Consider the following 16,394-nt stretch of genomic DNA (forward strand, 5'->3'; position numbering starts at 1 on the left):
AACTAAGCCCCCGTCCCTCCCCGGGATATGTAGCGAGTCGGAGTACCCTTGCTGTTACTCTGCCTTGCCCACAGAGTTGAGGTTGGTCATGCGGATCTTAACCAGCTCGGTGATCTCGCGCATGCCCTCCTTGGCCGGCTTCTTGGGATCGAAGCAGGCGGGGTTCTCGGCCATGTAGGCCATGAAGCCCTTGGTGAAGGCCTGACGCAGCTCGGTAGCGTAGTTAACCTTGCAGATGCCGTTCTTCACGGCCTCGGCAACCTGCTCATCGGGCACACCGGAGGTGCCGTGCAGGACCAGCGGCACGTCGACGGCGTCGCGGATGGCCTTGACCACGGACTGCTCGATGTGCGGATCGCTCGTGTACACGCCGTGGCTGGTGCCAACGCCAATAGCGAGGGAGGTGCAGCCAGTGCGCTCGACGAACTCCTTGGCCTCGGCAGGATCGGTGTAGGGGCTCTCGCCCTCAACCGCGGGACCGTCGTCCTCCTTGCCGCCGACCTTGCCGAGCTCAGCCTCGACGGGCACGCCCATGGCGCGGCCAGCATCGGCGACGGACTTGGTCAGGGCGATGTTGTCCTCGAAGGACTCGTGCGAGCCGTCAATCATAACGGAGGTGTAGCCCGTGCGGAAAGCCTGCATGCAGCGGTCATAGCCATCGCCGTGATCGAGGTGCAGAGCGACGGGCACGGAAGCGCGCTCGGCGGCAGCCTTGACCATGCCGTAGAAGTAGTCCAGACCAGCGGTCTTGATGGTGCCCGGGGTGGTCTGCATGATGACGGGGGACTTGGTCTCCTCGGCAGCGGCCAGAACGGCCATAACAAACTCGAGGTTCTCGACGTTGAACGCGCCGACGGCGTAGTGGCCGGCCTGAGCGTCCTTGAGCATCTTTTCGGTGGTAACAAGTGCCATGAGCGTTTGCTCCTCTCCCTCGCCCGCATCTGGACATCGGGCGTAGTTGTTCACAAGGCGTTTTACCTTGCGTTTTGCTGCGCTCATTGTATGAAATTCAGCGGCTTTGCACGTGCGAGATATTGTCATCGCGCGAGGTTCAACCTTCATTTTTGAAAAGCAAACGGAAGGGATCGAACCCGAGCGCGCGTGTTCGATATTGAGTTTTGAGCCTTGATCGTCTTTCTTTTATAGAAAAGATAAGTAATCGAAAGGTATTTTCTTACTCAAAAAGAAAATGAACGAAAATAGAGTCAACACAATTCCTGCAAATTTCAGACGATGATGGAGCAGATATGGCCCACGCAACAACCCGAGCTTTCGCCGACGAGCGTCGTTCCGCCATCATGGAGATGCTCGATCATAATGCCTCGGTGCAGGTAGCAGAAATCGCCCAGACCTTTGGCGTGTCCTCCGTCACCGCCCGAGCCGACCTGGACGCGCTCGCCGAAGCAGGCAAGCTGCGCCGCACGCATGGCGGTGCCGTATCGCTCCACAAACGCCTGACCGTTTCCACGCAGGATCGCCGCATCAATGTCAACGTCGCCGCCAAGCAGGCCATCGCGCAAAGCGCCATTGAACTCGTCGGCAATGGTGACACTCTGCTCGTCGACTCGGGCACCACAGCGCTCGAGTTCGTCCGGCTCCTCGACCAGCGCGATGGCATCACCGTCATCACGGCCGACATTACCATTGCCGATTACATCGACGAGAGCATGCCCTTAGTCGATGTCGTCATGCTGGGCGGGGCACTGCGCAAAGGCCATCGCTATCTGCACGGCCCACTTACCATGCAGGCGCTCCAAATGGTCCACGCCGATCTTGCCGTCATGTGCCCTGGCGCTTTTGTTCCCGGCTGCGGCTTTACGACCGACTTTCCGCAGATGGCCGAGACCAAAGCGGCTATGGTCGGTGCCGCTCGTCAAAGTGTCGCCCTCATGGACGCCAGTAAGGTCAACGGACGTGGCATGTACCGCTTTGCCGAGCTGACCGACGTCAACGCCATCGTAATGGACCGTGACCCCGATCACGCCGTCGCCATCTCAATCGCCGAGATCGCCGACGACACCCGCCCAAATCTCGTCATCGCCGGCGCTTAAACAAAAACCACCACAAAGGTCTCCTTTGTGGTGGTTGAGCATCAGAAGTGAATGTGTCGCTACTTGGACAGCTCGTCGGCGAGAACCTCGATCTGAGCGCGCGAGGCGTCGTTGAGCGAACCCAGGACGGTCACCTTATTCTGCGTCAGCGTGATGTCTTTCATACCCTCGAGCTCCTTGGTCATAACCTTAGCGGCGGCAGGTGCCCAGGAACCGGCCTCGACGAGCGCCACGGTGCGGTTCTGGTAGGCATGCTCGGCGAGCGTGTGGATGAAGGTGCTCATAAACGGGAAGATCTCGCCCTGATAGGTGATGGAGGCGAGCACCAGACGGTCATAGCGGAACGCGTCCTCAACGGCCTCGGCCATGTCGTCGCGAGCCAGGTCAAAGACGGAAACCTTCTGGCCGCGAGCCTCAAGCGCAGATGCAAGCTCCTCAACGGCAGCCTTCAGATGGCCGTAGACGCTCGCGTAGGCAATGGTGATGCCCTCGTCCTCGGGCTGATAGCTCGACCAGGTGTTGTAGGTGTCGAGGTAGTAGCCCAGGTTCTCGGTCAGCACGGGGCCGTGGAGCGGGCAGATGATCTGGATGTCCAGATCAGCGGCCTTCTTGAGCACGGCCTGCACGAACTTGCCGAACTTACCAACGATGCCAAAGTAGTAGCGGCGAGCCTCGCAAGCCCAACCCTCGGGATCCTCGATGTCGTTAGCGCCAAACTTGCCAAAGCCGTCGGCACTAAAGAGCACCTTGTCGGTAGACTCGTAGGAGAAGATCACCTCGGGCCAGTGAACGTTGGGGGCGCCGACAAACGTTAGGCTGTGACCGCCCAGATCGAGCACGTCGCCCTCTTTGACGACCATCTTGCGCTCGGGGTAGTCGGTGCCAAAGTAGTTGACCATCATGCGGAAGGCGCCCATGCTGGCCACAATCTGTGCCTGGGGATAGCGCTCCATAAAGGCGGCGATGCCGGCGGAGTGATCGGGCTCCATATGGTGAACGACCAGGTAATCGGGCGTGCGACCGTCGAGCACGGCTTCGATGTTACCGAGCCACTCGTCGACAAAACCGCCGTCGACTGAATCGGCGACAGCAATCTTTTCGCCCAAGATAACGTAGCTGTTGTATGCCATACCGTTCTCGGACACATCGTACTGGCCCTCGAACAGGTCAATGTCGTGATCGTCGACGCCAACGTAGCGGATATCCTTGGTGATCTCCATCAGGCAAAGCCTCCTAGATAGACAAAAGAACCCGTCTATCATAACACTCGGCTGCATCCCAACAGCTATCTGCCGGCATCCTTACCGATTGTTATTGAAATGCGATAAATCGCCGTTTATCAGCACAAACTATGCGCGCGGTATCGCCGTGCTATGTCGAATGATGAGTTGTCCGGGAATACGAATGGCAACGGTTTTGTCCGCCGCACCCGCCTCGGGAACCGCATGCTCGAATACCTCGCGTCCGCGCTGATGTAGATCGAATCGCACGGTCGTGAGCTCGTTGTGTGCGACAAAATCATCGAGCGAATCGTCGACGCCCACCACGCTCACGTCCTCGGGCACGCGCAAGCCGCTATCGCGCAGCGCTGCAATAGCGCCGTTTGCCATCTGGTCGTTTGCCGCGTAAATCGCCGTCATGGCGCGGTCATGCTCGGCCAGGTACCTGCCGGCCTCGTAACCGCTGTTAGCAGACCAGTCGCCCTCGAGCGGCTCTGCCGGCTCGATGTGTTTACGCTCGAGCGCATCCTGCCAACCGGCGCGACGAAATTGCTCGTCGACCGAGAACGACGGGCCGCCAATATAGCGAATCTGCTCGTGCCCCAGCTCAAACAGATGGTCCATAAGCAACAGCGAGCAGCCGTAATGGTCGGAATCGACTGTGGTCACGCGCGGATGCGCATACATGGTAACGATGACCGTGCCAATGCCCGGCAGTGGATCAAACGTCTCAAAATCGGGCGCCATACGGCTCATGCCGATGATGATGCCGTCCACGGGCAGCGCAGCCATACGACGCGTTGCCTCGGCAAGCGAGAACTCCTCGGTCTTGGACATCTCGACCAGCGTGATGGCGCAATTATGCTCGCGAGCAGCGCTGGCGATGCCGTCGATCATTGAGAGGTTGCCAAACTTGGTGACATCGTTGACGCACAGACCGACCGAATGGTAGCGGCCGTCGCGCAGCGAGCGACCGGCATAACTCGGACGAAAGCCGAGCTCTTGCATAGCGGCTTGCACGCGCTGGCGCGTCTGCTCGTTAACGTTGGGCAAGCCGTTGGCGACGCGCGAAACCGTCTGCTGCGAAACGCCAGCAGCGCGGGCGACGTCGGCCATGGAGACCGGACGCGTACCTGTATCGTTGGACGGGCGCCTTGCCACAGGATCACCTTCACCCTTGCGAGATCTGAATAGCGTGCATGCCGGCCCGGGCAGAAACACACCCCGCGCCGAAGCCCGCTATCGTCGAACGCATGTTAACGTACTCTACTTTTTCAATCCGCAACTCTTCTGCTCTATAAGTCCATACGGCAATACCGTTCACGGCTGAATTTCTACCGATTACCAGATTCTCAAAAAGTGATAAGTGTTGTGTTATGAGTACGTTAACATAGCCCGTAACGTGCGGCATCGTGAACACTTGGTTCATGCCGCTTCAAGTTGTTAACGTACTCATAACGACGCAAAACTCACCCGTGCGCGCCAAGGAAAGGACTCCCATGACCACCCCCGACGAAAAGACATTCGCCGCCCTCACCAAGCTGTTTGAGGAGGAGTTTGGCCCCATCGGCGACCGCCAGGTGCTCTATGTGCACGCGCCCGGCCGTTCCGAGATCAGCGGCAACCACACCGATCACGAGGGCGGTCACGTTATCGCCGGCTCGCTCGATGTCGCCGTCGACGGCATCGCCGTGGCAACCGATTCCAACAAGGTCCGCGTCGCCGACGAGGGCTACCCCACGTTTGAGATTACCCTCGACACGCTGAATGTTCAGGAGTCCGAGAAGGGCACGTCCGCAAGCCTCGTGCGCGGTATGGCCCACGAGGTCGCAGCGCTTGGTGTTGAGCCCCAGGGCTTCGACTTCGCCTTCACCTGCTCCGTCCCCTCGGGTGGCGGCCTTTCCAGCTCTGCCGCCGTCGAGGCCGCGTACGGTCGTGCCATGGAGGCACTCTGGGGCGCGCCCGCCATTGAGCCCGTCACGCTCGCCCAGATGAGTCAGCGCACCGAGAACAACTACTACGGCAAGCCCTGCGGTCTGATGGACCAGGCCGCTGTGTGCCTGGGCGGCCTTGCCTACATGGACTTTGAGGACCAGGCCCAGCCTAAGACCCAAAAGCTCGAGCTCAACTTTGAGGATCACGGTTATGCGCTTGTGCTCGTTAAGGTTGGCGCCGACCATGTGGCAGCTACCGACGACTACGCCGCCGTTCCGCGCGAGATGCAGGACGTCGCCGCCGAGTTTGGCAAGGCACGCCTGTGCGAGGTCGACGTTGCCGACTTTGACGCTAAACTCCCCGAGCTGCGCGCCAAGCTGGGCGACCGCGCCTGCCTGCGCGCCGTTCACTACTGGTACGAGAACGGCCTGGTCGACAAGCGCTGGGCAGCGCTCAACGCTGGCGACATTGACCAGTTCCTGGCCCTGACGCGCGAGTCCGGCGCCAGCTCTGCCATGTACCTGCAGAATGTCGTTGCCAAGCTGGGATCTGAACAGCCTTCCATGTATGCCTTGGCGCTGGCCGAGCACGTGCTCGACGGCCGCGGCGCCGTTCGCATTCACGGTGGCGGCTTTGGTGGCACCATCCAGGCCTTCGTGCCGCTCGATCTGGTCGACACCTTCATTGCCAAGATGAACGGCTGGCTGGGCGAGGGCTCTGCCCGTCACTACGCCATCTCTGACAAGGGGGCTTATGCGGCATGGCTGTAATGACCGACGTGCGCGAGGCTGCGCAGAACCTGATCGAGTACGCCATCCACCGATCGATGATCGGCCAGGACGATCGCATCTGGGCATACAACACCATTCTGGAGTGCATCGGCGTTACGGGTCCCGCGCTCGATATGGCCTGGGCGCTCCAGGTTGAGAAACTCTCGCTCTTGCACCCCAATACCCTGCCCGACTTTGATCTTGAAGGCACGCTTGCCGCGCTTTCCGAGGCCGCCGTTACCAACGGTGCCGCCGAGGACACGGCGTCAGGCCGCGACCGCATCGCCATGCGCATCATGGGTGCGCTCATGCCGAGGCCTTCGGTTGTAAACGAAGAGTTCAACGGACGTATGGGCGTCAACGAGCCCCGCGCCGCGACCGACTGGTTCTACGGCCTGTGCTGCGACGCCGGCTACGTGCGCCGCGCCGCCATCGCGCGCAACATCAAATGGAGCACCCCCACCAACTGGGGCGATCTTGAGATCACCATCAACCTGTCCAAGCCCGAGAAGGATCCGCGCGATATCGCCGCGGCAGGTGCCGCCAAGAACACGGGCGAGAAGTATCCCGCCTGCCAGCTCTGCATCGAAAACGAGGGCTATCCCGGACGCTCCGCCGCAGCCGACGGCGGCGCTCACCCCGCTCGCCAAAACCTGCGCATTATCCCCATCCAGCTCAACGGCGAGCGCTGGGGCTTCCAGTACAGCCCGTACGCCTACTTTAACGAGCACTGCATTGCCATGAGCTCCGAGCATCGTCCGATGCACGTCGACCGCAAGGGCCTGACTTGCCTGCTCGACTTTGTGGACCTGTTCCCGCATTACTTCATCGGCTCCAACGCCGACCTGCCTATCGTGGGCGGCTCGATTCTGTCGCACGACCACTTCCAGGGCGGCGCGCACGAGTTCCCCATGATGCATGCCACCGAGGTCTCGCAGTTTAGCATGCCCGGTTTTGACCAGGTCACCGGCACTGTGCTGCAGTGGCCGCTCTCGGTGCTGCGCCTGCGCTCGCATGACCGCGCTCAGCTGCTCGACGCTGCCGAGAAGATTATCCTCGCCTGGCGCGAGTGGACCGACGAGTCTGTGGGCGTTATCGCGCACACGGCCGACGGCGTAGCGCACAACACCGTGACGCCCGTCATCCGCCGCGTCGACTCCCGCGGCAACGCCGGCGGCGAGATTTACGAGGCCTACCTGGCGCTTCGCTGCAATATCACGACCGACGAGCATCCGCTGGGCGTTTTCCACCCGCATGCCGAGTATCACCACATTAAGAAGGAGAACATCGGCCTGATCGAGGTTATGGGCCTGGCTATTCTTCCGCCGCGCCTGGTTCCCGAGCTCGGTGCTGTCCGCGAGCACCTGCTGGCAGCCAAAGCCGATACCAGCTACGACCTTGCCAGTGCGCTCGAGGGCGACGACCTTTGCCGCAGCCATGCCGCGTGGGCCGAGGACGTCTATGCCCGCCGCGCCGACGAGCTTACGGCGGATAGCGCCATCGGCATCCTGCACGAGGAAGTCGGCGTAGTGTTTGGCCACGTGCTCGACAACGCCGGCGTCTTTAAGTGGGATGAAGCCGGCCGCGCCGCCCAACAGCGCTTTATCGACTCGCTGTAATGATTCCTTTGGGGACGGAGGAAAACGGATCATTTCGTCTTCAAGACAACGGCGCCCGCCGGCAACATTGCCAGCGGGCGCCGTTTTTGCGTGTAGTCATTGGGGACGCTCTTAAACGACTAGTCAAACAAGAACGTCCCCAACGACTAATGACTCGAGCGTGGAAAATCTCCCACTTTGAGCTCGCATGGGCACCAAAAGCAGGAGATTATCCACGCTCATTCTATTAGGAGTCGCAACCGCTACAACTCTACGACCTCAACGTTGCTGTAGATCTCGTCCCAGCGGTCCATGACCAGGTGGCCGGTCTTGGGATCCATGGCGTTGAGCTTGCCGCAGGTATTGGCGGTCTTGAGCACCGTGACGTCGTCGGCACCAGCAGCAATGGCATGCGCAAAGCCGGCGATGGTCGAGTCACCGGAACCCGTCGCGTTCACAGCCGCAATCGCGGGCGTCTTGGCGCGGAACGCGCGGCCCTCATGGAAGCCCGCCGAACCGGCAGCGCCCATCGAGACGACGACCCAGGGAATACCGGCAAAGCGGCCATCGGCGGCAAGCGCCTCGCGCAGGGCATCGACATCATCGGTCGTAAAGGACGTACCCAGCAGGCCGTTAATCTCGGTCAGGTTGGGCTTCACGAGCTCAGGCTTAGCGTCAGATTCCAGCGCAGCCTCCAGCGATGCACCCGAGGTGTCGAGCAGCACCTTGGCGCCCGCCTCCTCGGCGATCTTGACGAGCTCGGCATAGTAGCCAGCATCGACGCCGCGCGGCAGCGAGCCCGAAAGCGTCACAACATCCGCCTTCGCTGCAAGCTCGGCGAACTTAGCCGTAAAGGCCTCGAGCTCGGCGGGAGCGATCTGCGGGCCGCTCTCCAGCAGCTCGGTCTGATTGCCCTCGTGCAGGATATTCAGGCAAATGCGCGTCTCACCGGCGATGGGCACAAAGTCGTTCTTGACGCCGTCGGCATCCATAAGCTCGGCCATATAGGCACCCATGTGGCCGCCGAGCAGGCCGGTCGCGAGCACATCGTCGCCCAACTGCAGCAGCACACGGCTCACGTTGAGGCCCTTGCCGCCAGCGGTCTTTTCAGGCGTCACGCGGTTCACGTCGTCGATGATCAGCTTGTCGAGTTGATAGCGCGTATCGATCGACGGGTTCATGGTAACGGTCAGAATCATGTTGAACTCCTGTTTCCGGGGCACGACACGCGCGGCCCCAAACATACGATAACTCGTTAAAGGATCTCGATCTCAAAGCCGCGGATGACGGTCTCCCCTGGCTTGGCCACCAGGCAGCCACGCTTGTGCTCCAGAATATCGTCCTCGTCGGAGCAGGTGGACAGACCACCCCACGGCTCAACTGCCACAAAGTCGCCCTCGGGCTTGCTCCACACAATCAGGTACGGCATATCGGGGAACGTCAGGCGCACGCCCTTGTCCTCGGTTTTCTTGGTCAGCGTAACCACGCGGCTCTCGAGCACGTCAAAGATGGTCTCCGCGAAGTCGAAGAGTTCGTGGGTAAGCGGCAGGTTCTGGCCGATCATGGGGTTCTTGCTGCGATGCTCAACATCAATCAGGCCCGTCGAGGGAACGGCGGTACAGAGCTCGGTGGCCTCGCACCGCTCAAAACGAAGCTCATAGTCGTCATAGGACTCGCCCTCGTCGAGCGGGCACTTAAAGCCGGGGTGACCACCCACAAAGAACGGCATGTCCTCGGTGCCCTCATTGGTCACCTCGTACGACACGGCCACCTTTTCCGAATCGATCGTGTAACGAGCAACGATCTTAAACGGATACGGGTACTGCTCGAGCAACTCGGCATGGTCGGCAGAGCTTAGGCTCAGCGCAACCATGTTGTCGCCCTGCTCCTCGAGCTTCCACTCCTGTTTGCGCGCAAAGCCGTGGCGAGCGAGCTCGACCTCGCGGCCGCCCATGGTCATCGCGCGGCCGTCACGAAGGCCACCGCAGATCGGGAAGCAAATGGGTGCCTGGCCCGACCAGACCGAAGGATCGCCCTGCCACAGGTACTCGCGACCGCTGGCTTTAATCGAAGTGAACGATCCGCCAGCCGTGCTCAGCGCCACACGAATAGAACCGTTATCAAGAACAAACTCCATAGGAGCCTTCCCTTTCTTACGACAGCCCGCCAAGTCAATAGGGCTGATAGAAAACCGACCCGCGCCCCCTCACAGAAACGCGAGCCGTCAATTGAAAAGCTGCAGAATGCCGGGGACCGCCAAGAGCAAAGCACTCAAGCCAAGCAAGCAAACGTGTTATCGGAGCAGCTAGCCGAACCAGAACGCTTCGCAACAACAGCGGTAACCCCACAGGTCACTCAGACATCAGCGAGAAGCCAGCTGGCGAGGCAAGGTGCCGTGAAGCGAGACGGCATTGACCTTCTGGTCATGCCGTCGAAGCTGAGCGGCAGATTGCCCGCCAGATGGCTTCGCAGCGTCAACCGGTCCGGCGTTTGTTAAAACGCCGGAACCCCTTAGTCGTGATACTCGCCGCGGTCCCACTTCTCGAGGAACTCGTCAAAGAAGTGCGGGTCAGCCTGAGCCTCGGCATCGGCCTTATTGCAAGCGTCGATCTTGGCGATCAGGGCATCGTGCTCGGGGGTCTTCTCGTAGGGCTCCTCCAGGAAGGCAAGCATGATGTCGGCCATCAGGAACTCGCCGGTAATCTTGCCGCCAAAGCCCACGATGTTGGCGTTGAGCTCGCGACGGGCATACAGGGCAGAGGTCATGTCGCGGACCAGGGCGCAGCGGGCGCCGGGAACCTTGTTGACGGCGTTGGTGATGCCGATGCCGGTGCCGCACAGGGCCACGCCAAAGTCGGCCTTACCGCTGGCAACAGCCTCGCCCACGGCCTTACCGTAGATGGGATAGTGCGTACGGGTGTGGCTGTAGGTGCCACAGTCGAGCACCTTGTAGCCAGCCTGCTCCAGGCGGTCGGCCAGATAGATCTTCTCGTCCGTAACGATATGGTCGCAACCGATTGCGATGGTCTTCTTCATCAGAACGTCCTTTCGTCTGAATTCACAAGTTGAGGTAGAAGTTCGAGTTCTCGGTGGCTCTCGTTAGGCCATCTTGTTGAGCATGTCGACACGGATCTGGTGACGGCCGCCGGCGTACTGGGCGCGCAGGAACTCGCGGGCGATCTTCTTGGCGACCTCGGTGCCCACAACGCCCGGGCCCATGGTGACCATGCGCGAACCGTTGTGCTCGCGGGTCATGTAAGCGGAACGCTCGTCGGAAATGTTGGCGACGACCATGCCCTTGATCTTGACGGCGGCCATATAGGAGCCGACGCCGTACTTATCGAATGCGAAGCCCTGGGAATCCTTGTGCTCCAGCAGGTCCTTGGCAACGGCGGTCGCGGAATCGACAAAGTCCGCGGCAGGGGTCTCGGAATAGTCGACAACCTCGTGACCGTCGGCGATGAGCATCTCCTTGATGGACTCCTTCATCGACATACCGTCGGCATCGGAAGCGATTACAACCCTCATGACATCCTCCTTGAGAGATACGCAGGTGCGTAGTTTCTGTTTGGAAGTGTTGAATCGCGTTCAGGTCCGGGCATCTGAATGTGCGGTTCTTCACTGTTCATGTTTATTTGAACACATTCGAACATCAACTGCAACAATTATTTGTTTGTCTTTGTTCTATTTTGAACAAATACCATTCACGGATGATTGGCGACCGTTTGAGCCCGGCGCAGACGTAGCGACCATGTGTTCAACAAACAAAAGGGCGGCCGAGAACGTGTCTCGGCTGCCCTTCTTACGGTTGATCTTCCAAAGATCGCTTTGCCGCCTACTCAGACTGCCCGCTCTTCTTGGCATGTTTGGACGGAGCGCTCAGAAAACGACCCGTCAGATAGTTCGCGGGACCGGAGATATCGATCCCCAGCAACACGTGTCCTAGCCATAGGAACGCCACGAGCACCAGTAGAGGAATCACGCACGAGGTCACGATCATCACGATGACGCCTTCGATCAGGTCGGTCACCTGCTGCACGATCTTGTCGGTCATCTGCTTGGCACCACTGGTTACCGACGTGACCAGGCTCGAGGCCCCGTCAGTCAACTGCTCGAGCACGTTTTTGGACTCCGTGGCCTCGGCCTTTTTCTTGCTTGCTTTGGAGTTATCGCTGTCTGCCGCACTCGCAGCGTCCGCTGCCTTTTGCTCAGCTTGCTCAATACTTACGCGATACGTTTCATCGACCTTCTGCGACACCCATACGCTCGCGGGCACAAGCGCCATGCCGATCACGGCAACCACCAACACGCGCGTCGCCACACGGCGCAGGACGGCGCTCGTGCTCCAGCGCCCGTGAATGCCAAGCGACACCGCAAAGAGCGCCAACGCAAACGGGATTAAGATGCCCAAGCCAACCGACCACAAAATAGTCAGCAGATATTTCTCGAGGTAGAGCACGGCAAGCACGATGCCCAAGTTGCCCGAAAGCTGTGCGAGCTGCTCAGCGACCGGCGTACCCGTATCACCCGGCAGCGCGGTAATGCCCGCAGACAGCGCCACGCACGAGGCCGTGAGCGCCAGTACGTTACCTTTCTTTTGGTCGATAACCTCGATGGTGGAGTCCCAAGTCTTGGTATCGGCAAAATGCGGACGAGCCACAAAGCCCGACAGCAAGGCCAGTACCACGAGCGCAACGATGATACCGATCTGCAGCTTTTTATTTGCGCACACGACATCGGACAGGCTGGGCTGCAGCTCGGTTACCGTCGTGTGCTCGGTTATCTGGACAGGACGCCCATGAGCCATCTCGTGCGCGTCTCTTTTTTGTATTGACCCGTTATCCGGCATTTGGATACCTCCTCAGTCCGGCGTTTAATGTGAAAGGAAGTATACCCACCCAGCGAAAAACCGAACGGCAAGACGAACGGGCACCAAGACTGTCCCCAATGACTATTTCGGGATGAGTTGCGGTGGAATAGGGATTGTTTTGCGCCCGCCGGTCCCTATTCAGTCCCTATTTCACCGCAACTTGGAGGAGTGCAGAAAAAGCCCTGCCGCGGGTAGCGGTAGAGCTTTTGGAAGGGGACTTGGTTGTGAGAGCTCGTTAGGCGAGCTTAGCCTCGAGTGCGGCGATGCGCTTATAGGCATCGATGGTAAAGCGGGTCTGCTTCTCCAGGATCATGGTGGTCATGAGAGTATCCTGAGCGTGAGCCATGATGAAGGTCATCTCCATCTCGCCGCCGCCGGCCTCCTGCGAAAGCAGCTTGGTCTGCGTGTCGTGGGCGCCGATAAGTGCATCGCTGGCATCCTTGTGCAGCTGCTCGGCCTTCTCAAAATCACCCTCGCGAGCAGCATCGAGCGCTGCAAGCAGATCGGTCTGGGCGTCGCCCGCGTATGCGACAATCTCGAATCCAACCATCGAGATTTCTTCTTTGGTTGCCATATTGCGTTCCTTTCACATATGAACCAACGGAGAGCATCGCGTCCGGGCATACGCGCTGCGCTGTGTATGGCAGGAACATTAACATTCAAACAAAAAAGAACAGCGCAAAACGTAATTTCGAGCTATGAACGGTTGCTTTTCACCCGTGAACGGTTTTTAAACCAATCTGAACATTCTCGAACACAATTAGCGGCAACCCAAACAGGTCCGCACCCTAGCGTACATCGTGCACCGTATCGCCCGCTACGAGCACGCCGGGGATCAGCATGTGTTCCACGCCAGGCGCAACGCCCTCGGCGCCGGCGATCTTGTCGACCGCCCACATGCCGACACGCTTGTTATCAAAGCGCACCGTGGTCAGGCGACGATCGGGCACGATGTCGCCCAGGCTGTCATCGACACCCACCACGCTCACGTCCTCGGGCACGCGCTTTCCGCGCGACTCGAGCCCGCGAATGCAGCCGTAGGCCATGGCGTCGTTGGAGGCATAGATGGCCGTACAGGTCGGATCGTCTGCCAGAGCCTGACCGGCAGCATAGCCGCTCTGCGCCGTCCAATCGCCACGAATGAATCGCGGCGGCTCAATACCATGCGCGCGCAGCGTCTCGCGCCAGCCCTCCTCGCGCTGCATGCCCGAAAGCGAGCGCTCGGGGCACGAGATAAAGTGCACAGTCTTGTGCCCCTGCCCCAGCAAGTACTCGACCACCTGGCGCGAGCAATCGAACTGGTCGTTATCGACCGTCGAGCACAGCGGGTGCTCCAGCATGGTAACGAGCACCGTCTGCATACCGGGCAGCGGCTCAAAGGTGCCAAAGTCCGCCGGCATGCGGTTCATAATCACAACCATGCCATCCACCGGCAGTGCGCTCATGCGCGACGATGCGCTCTCGAGGGTATACGGATGCCCGTCTACTTTAGTGAGGGTGATGGCATAGCCATGTTTGTCGGCCGCGGCGGCAAAGCCCTCCATACGGTCGAGGTTGCCGGTGCCGGTAATGTTGAACATGGCGACGCCGACAGTCTTAAACTTGCCGCGGCGCAGCGATCGACCGGCAAAATTGGGGCGATACCCCAGCTCGCGCATGGCGGCACGCACGCGCTCCTTGGTCTCGGGGCGCACGCTGGGCGAATCGTGCACCGTACGCGAGACTGTCTGCTCCGAGACGCCCGCGAGACGCGCCACGTCCTTAACGGAAACCGATTTTTTAACAGCGGCCATAGGTCGATCTTTCTATGTCAACGATGCCATTGGTGGCACCCTACGCAGTTAAATGAAACGTCTTTAAGTATATCTAACGCCTCCTCCGCCATACGCTCACCACCCAAAACCTACCGTTCACCGACATTTTTGCTTCCCCGAACGGCTTTTGTAGTCCAAATGTTAACGTTGCCATTGTGCAAACACAGAGCCACCGGGCGGCTCAAACGTTTACGCATAAGGAATCGACGGTTCGCAGGCACAGGAACCATCAGTTCGCGTCTTTTTTTGTGTCGCAAAATGGCAACGTCAACATTTTGGCAACCGAACGCCAAAAGTTACCATCGTTGCTAACCCACCGACTCTTAGGAGCATTGCATGGAGCAACTCATCGCCATCATCGAAAAGGGCCAACCCTTTTTCAACGCGATCGCCCGCAACAAGTACCTCAAGGCGATCCGCGACGGCTTTATCTCCGTCATCCCCATCATCATCTTCTCGTCCATCTTCTGCCTGGTAGCCTCGGTCCCCAACATCTGGGGTTTCTACTGGCCCGATGACATCAACAACGCCCTGTGGAAGTGCTACAACTACTCCATGGGCATCCTGGCCATCGCCTGCGCCGCCACCACGGCCAAGCACTTCGCCGACGCCCAGAACCGCGATCTACCCAAGAACAACCAGATCAACTTCATCTCGTGCATGTGCGCAGCCATCATCGGCTTCCTGCTCCTTTCGAGCGACACGATCGCCACGGACGCCGCCAGCGGCTTCAACACCACCTACCTTGGTTCCAAAGGCCTGCTGACCGCCTTTATCGCTGCGTTTGTGACCGGCATCATCTACAAGTTCTTCATCAAGCGCAACATCACCGTCAAGATGCCCGAGCAGGTTCCGCCCAACATCTCGCAGACCTTTAAGGACATCATCCCCTTCTCCGTCTGCATCACCGTCTTTTGGGTCTTTGACATCGTCTTCCGCGCTGCCTTTGGCTTCTGCTTTGCCCAGGGCGTCATCCAGGTGTTCCAGCCCCTGTTCACCGCTGCCGACGGCTACATCGGCCTCGCTGTGATCTACGGCGCCATGAGCCTCTTCTGGTTCGTGGGCGTCCACGGCCCTTCGATCGTCGAGCCCGCCATCGCCGCCGCTCTCGTTGCCAACATGACCGACAACCTGGCTGCGTTCCAGGCCGGCCAGCACGCTTCCGCTGTCCTGACCCAGGGTGCCCAGTACTTCGTCGTCTGCATGGGCGGCACCGGTGCCACGCTCGTCCTGGTCTTTATGTTCTGCTTCCTGGCCAAGTCTCAGGAGATGCGCGCCGTCGGTAAGGCCGCCATCGTCCCGGTCTGCTTTGCTGTCAACGAGCCGCTGCTGTTCGCCGCGCCCATCGTGCTCAACCCCGTCTTCTTTGTCCCGTTTGTCTTTGCCCCGATCGCCAACATCTGGATCCTCAAGATCTTTATCGACTTCTTGGGCATGAACGGCTTTATGTACACCCTGCCCTGGACCGTCCCCGGCCCCATCGGCACCATCATGGGCTTGGGCTTCCAGCCGCTCGCCTTTGTGATGCTCGCCCTCATCCTGGTCGTCGACTTTGTCCTGTACTACCCGTTCTTCCGTGCCTATGACGCCCAGAAGTGCGCCGAGGAGGCCGAGATCTCCCAGGAGGAGCTCGCCGCCAAGAACGCCGAGAAGGCCGCCAAGCTCAACGACGCCTTCCAGGGTAAGGCCGACGCCAAGAGTGTTGCCGCCGGCGGCGCCGCCGAGGCCGTGAAGGCCGACTCCCCCGCCGCTTCTGCAGCATCCGCTGCCGAGGCAACGACCGCCAGCGACCTCAACGGCAAGCGCGTGCTCGTGCTCTGCCAGGGCGGCGGTACCTCGGGCCTGCTCGCCAACGCACTGGCCAAGGCTGCCAAGGAGCGCGGCATCAATCTTGAGACCGCTGCCGAGGCATATGGCAACCACGTGGACATGCTCCCCGACTTTGACCTGGTCGTCCTGGCTCCGCAGGCCGCAAGCTACCTGGCCGACCTTCAGAAAGACTGCGAGCGCGTGGGCAACAAGTGCGTCGCCTGCCGCGGTAAGCAGTACATTGAGCTCTCCCAGAACGGCGACAAGTCTCTCGCCTTCGTCTCCGAGCAGCTTTCGAAGTAAGTAACGCCTAGGGCCAGCCGACCA

Annotated in this window: 14 protein-coding genes; 4 read left to right on the top strand and 10 right to left on the bottom strand. The window is 60.0% G+C overall.

The features are described 5' to 3' along the window. Positions 1-54: 54 nt before the first annotated feature. On the bottom strand, positions 55-912 hold the full coding sequence (locus tag DW037_RS05515) for a class II fructose-bisphosphate aldolase (protein WP_117629873.1): 858 nt from the start codon (positions 910-912) through the stop codon (positions 55-57). A gap of 335 nt (positions 913-1,247) precedes the next feature. On the opposite strand from DW037_RS05515, the gene DW037_RS05520 reads away from it, so the two are divergent. Then, entirely contained in the window at positions 1,248-2,051 is an 804-nt protein-coding gene (locus DW037_RS05520) for a DeoR/GlpR family DNA-binding transcription regulator (protein WP_117629874.1), read from the top strand. 59 nt (positions 2,052-2,110) lie between these two features. Here DW037_RS05520 and DW037_RS05525 read toward each other — a convergent pair whose 3' ends face one another. Further along, positions 2,111-3,271 (bottom strand): FprA family A-type flavoprotein, encoded by a 1,161-nt coding sequence (locus tag DW037_RS05525; RefSeq protein ID WP_233540576.1) that lies wholly within the window; start codon positions 3,269-3,271, stop codon positions 2,111-2,113. A 129-nt stretch (positions 3,272-3,400) separates the two neighbouring features. Further along, entirely contained in the window at positions 3,401-4,387 is a 987-nt protein-coding gene (locus tag DW037_RS05530) for a LacI family DNA-binding transcriptional regulator (protein WP_118206363.1), read from the bottom strand. Between the two features lie 383 nt (positions 4,388-4,770). Between DW037_RS05530 and DW037_RS05535 the strand changes: the two genes are divergently transcribed. Both DW037_RS05535 and DW037_RS05540 read left to right on the top strand, forming a co-directional pair. Next, positions 4,771-5,976, top strand: coding sequence for a galactokinase family protein (locus DW037_RS05535; protein ID WP_199578333.1), 1,206 nt, complete (start codon positions 4,771-4,773; stop codon positions 5,974-5,976). Continuing rightward, a complete protein-coding gene (locus DW037_RS05540; RefSeq protein WP_233542277.1) occupies positions 5,967-7,595 on the top strand; it encodes a UDP-glucose--hexose-1-phosphate uridylyltransferase in 1,629 nt (542 codons plus the stop codon). Before DW037_RS05535 ends, DW037_RS05540 begins: the two co-directional genes overlap by 10 nt. Positions 7,596-7,837: 242 nt before the next feature. On the opposite strand, the gene DW037_RS05545 is transcribed toward DW037_RS05540, so the two are convergent. The 7 genes from DW037_RS05545 to DW037_RS05575 form a co-directional block, all read right to left on the bottom strand. After that, the gene (locus DW037_RS05545) at positions 7,838-8,773 is read right to left on the bottom strand and encodes a hexose kinase (protein WP_118372981.1); all 936 of its coding nucleotides are present in this window, start codon (positions 8,771-8,773) and stop codon (positions 7,838-7,840) included. A gap of 56 nt (positions 8,774-8,829) precedes the next feature. Further along, positions 8,830-9,711, bottom strand: a complete 882-nt coding sequence (locus tag DW037_RS05550) for an aldose 1-epimerase family protein (protein WP_118289368.1) — start codon at positions 9,709-9,711, stop codon at positions 8,830-8,832. 374 nt (positions 9,712-10,085) lie between these two features. Beyond that, positions 10,086-10,610, bottom strand: a complete 525-nt coding sequence (gene lacB, locus DW037_RS05555; RefSeq protein ID WP_006234831.1) for a galactose-6-phosphate isomerase subunit LacB — start codon at positions 10,608-10,610, stop codon at positions 10,086-10,088. A gap of 63 nt (positions 10,611-10,673) precedes the next feature. Further along, a complete protein-coding gene (gene lacA / locus DW037_RS05560) occupies positions 10,674-11,102 on the bottom strand; it encodes a galactose-6-phosphate isomerase subunit LacA (RefSeq protein WP_006234830.1) in 429 nt (142 codons plus the stop codon). A 307-nt stretch (positions 11,103-11,409) separates the two neighbouring features. After that, entirely contained in the window at positions 11,410-12,423 is a 1,014-nt protein-coding gene (locus tag DW037_RS05565; protein WP_147352011.1) for a hypothetical protein, read from the bottom strand. Positions 12,424-12,679: 256 nt separating this feature from the next. Beyond that, complete coding sequence (locus DW037_RS05570; RefSeq protein ID WP_089572387.1) at positions 12,680-13,018, bottom strand: PTS lactose/cellobiose transporter subunit IIA; 339 nt, start codon at positions 13,016-13,018, stop codon at positions 12,680-12,682. A gap of 214 nt (positions 13,019-13,232) precedes the next feature. Beyond that, positions 13,233-14,237, bottom strand: a complete 1,005-nt coding sequence (locus DW037_RS05575) for a LacI family DNA-binding transcriptional regulator (RefSeq protein ID WP_118237218.1) — start codon at positions 14,235-14,237, stop codon at positions 13,233-13,235. Positions 14,238-14,594: 357 nt separating this feature from the next. Here DW037_RS05575 and DW037_RS05580 point away from each other — a divergent pair, with 357 nt between their 5' ends. After that, positions 14,595-16,370: a lactose/cellobiose PTS transporter subunit IIB gene (locus tag DW037_RS05580; protein WP_118372953.1), complete on the top strand. Its 1,776-nt coding sequence runs from the start codon at positions 14,595-14,597 to the stop codon at positions 16,368-16,370. Positions 16,371-16,394 lie beyond the last annotated feature (24 nt).

Source organism: Collinsella sp. AF39-11AT (assembly GCF_003474585.1).
GTDB lineage: Bacteria > Actinomycetota > Coriobacteriia > Coriobacteriales > Coriobacteriaceae > Collinsella.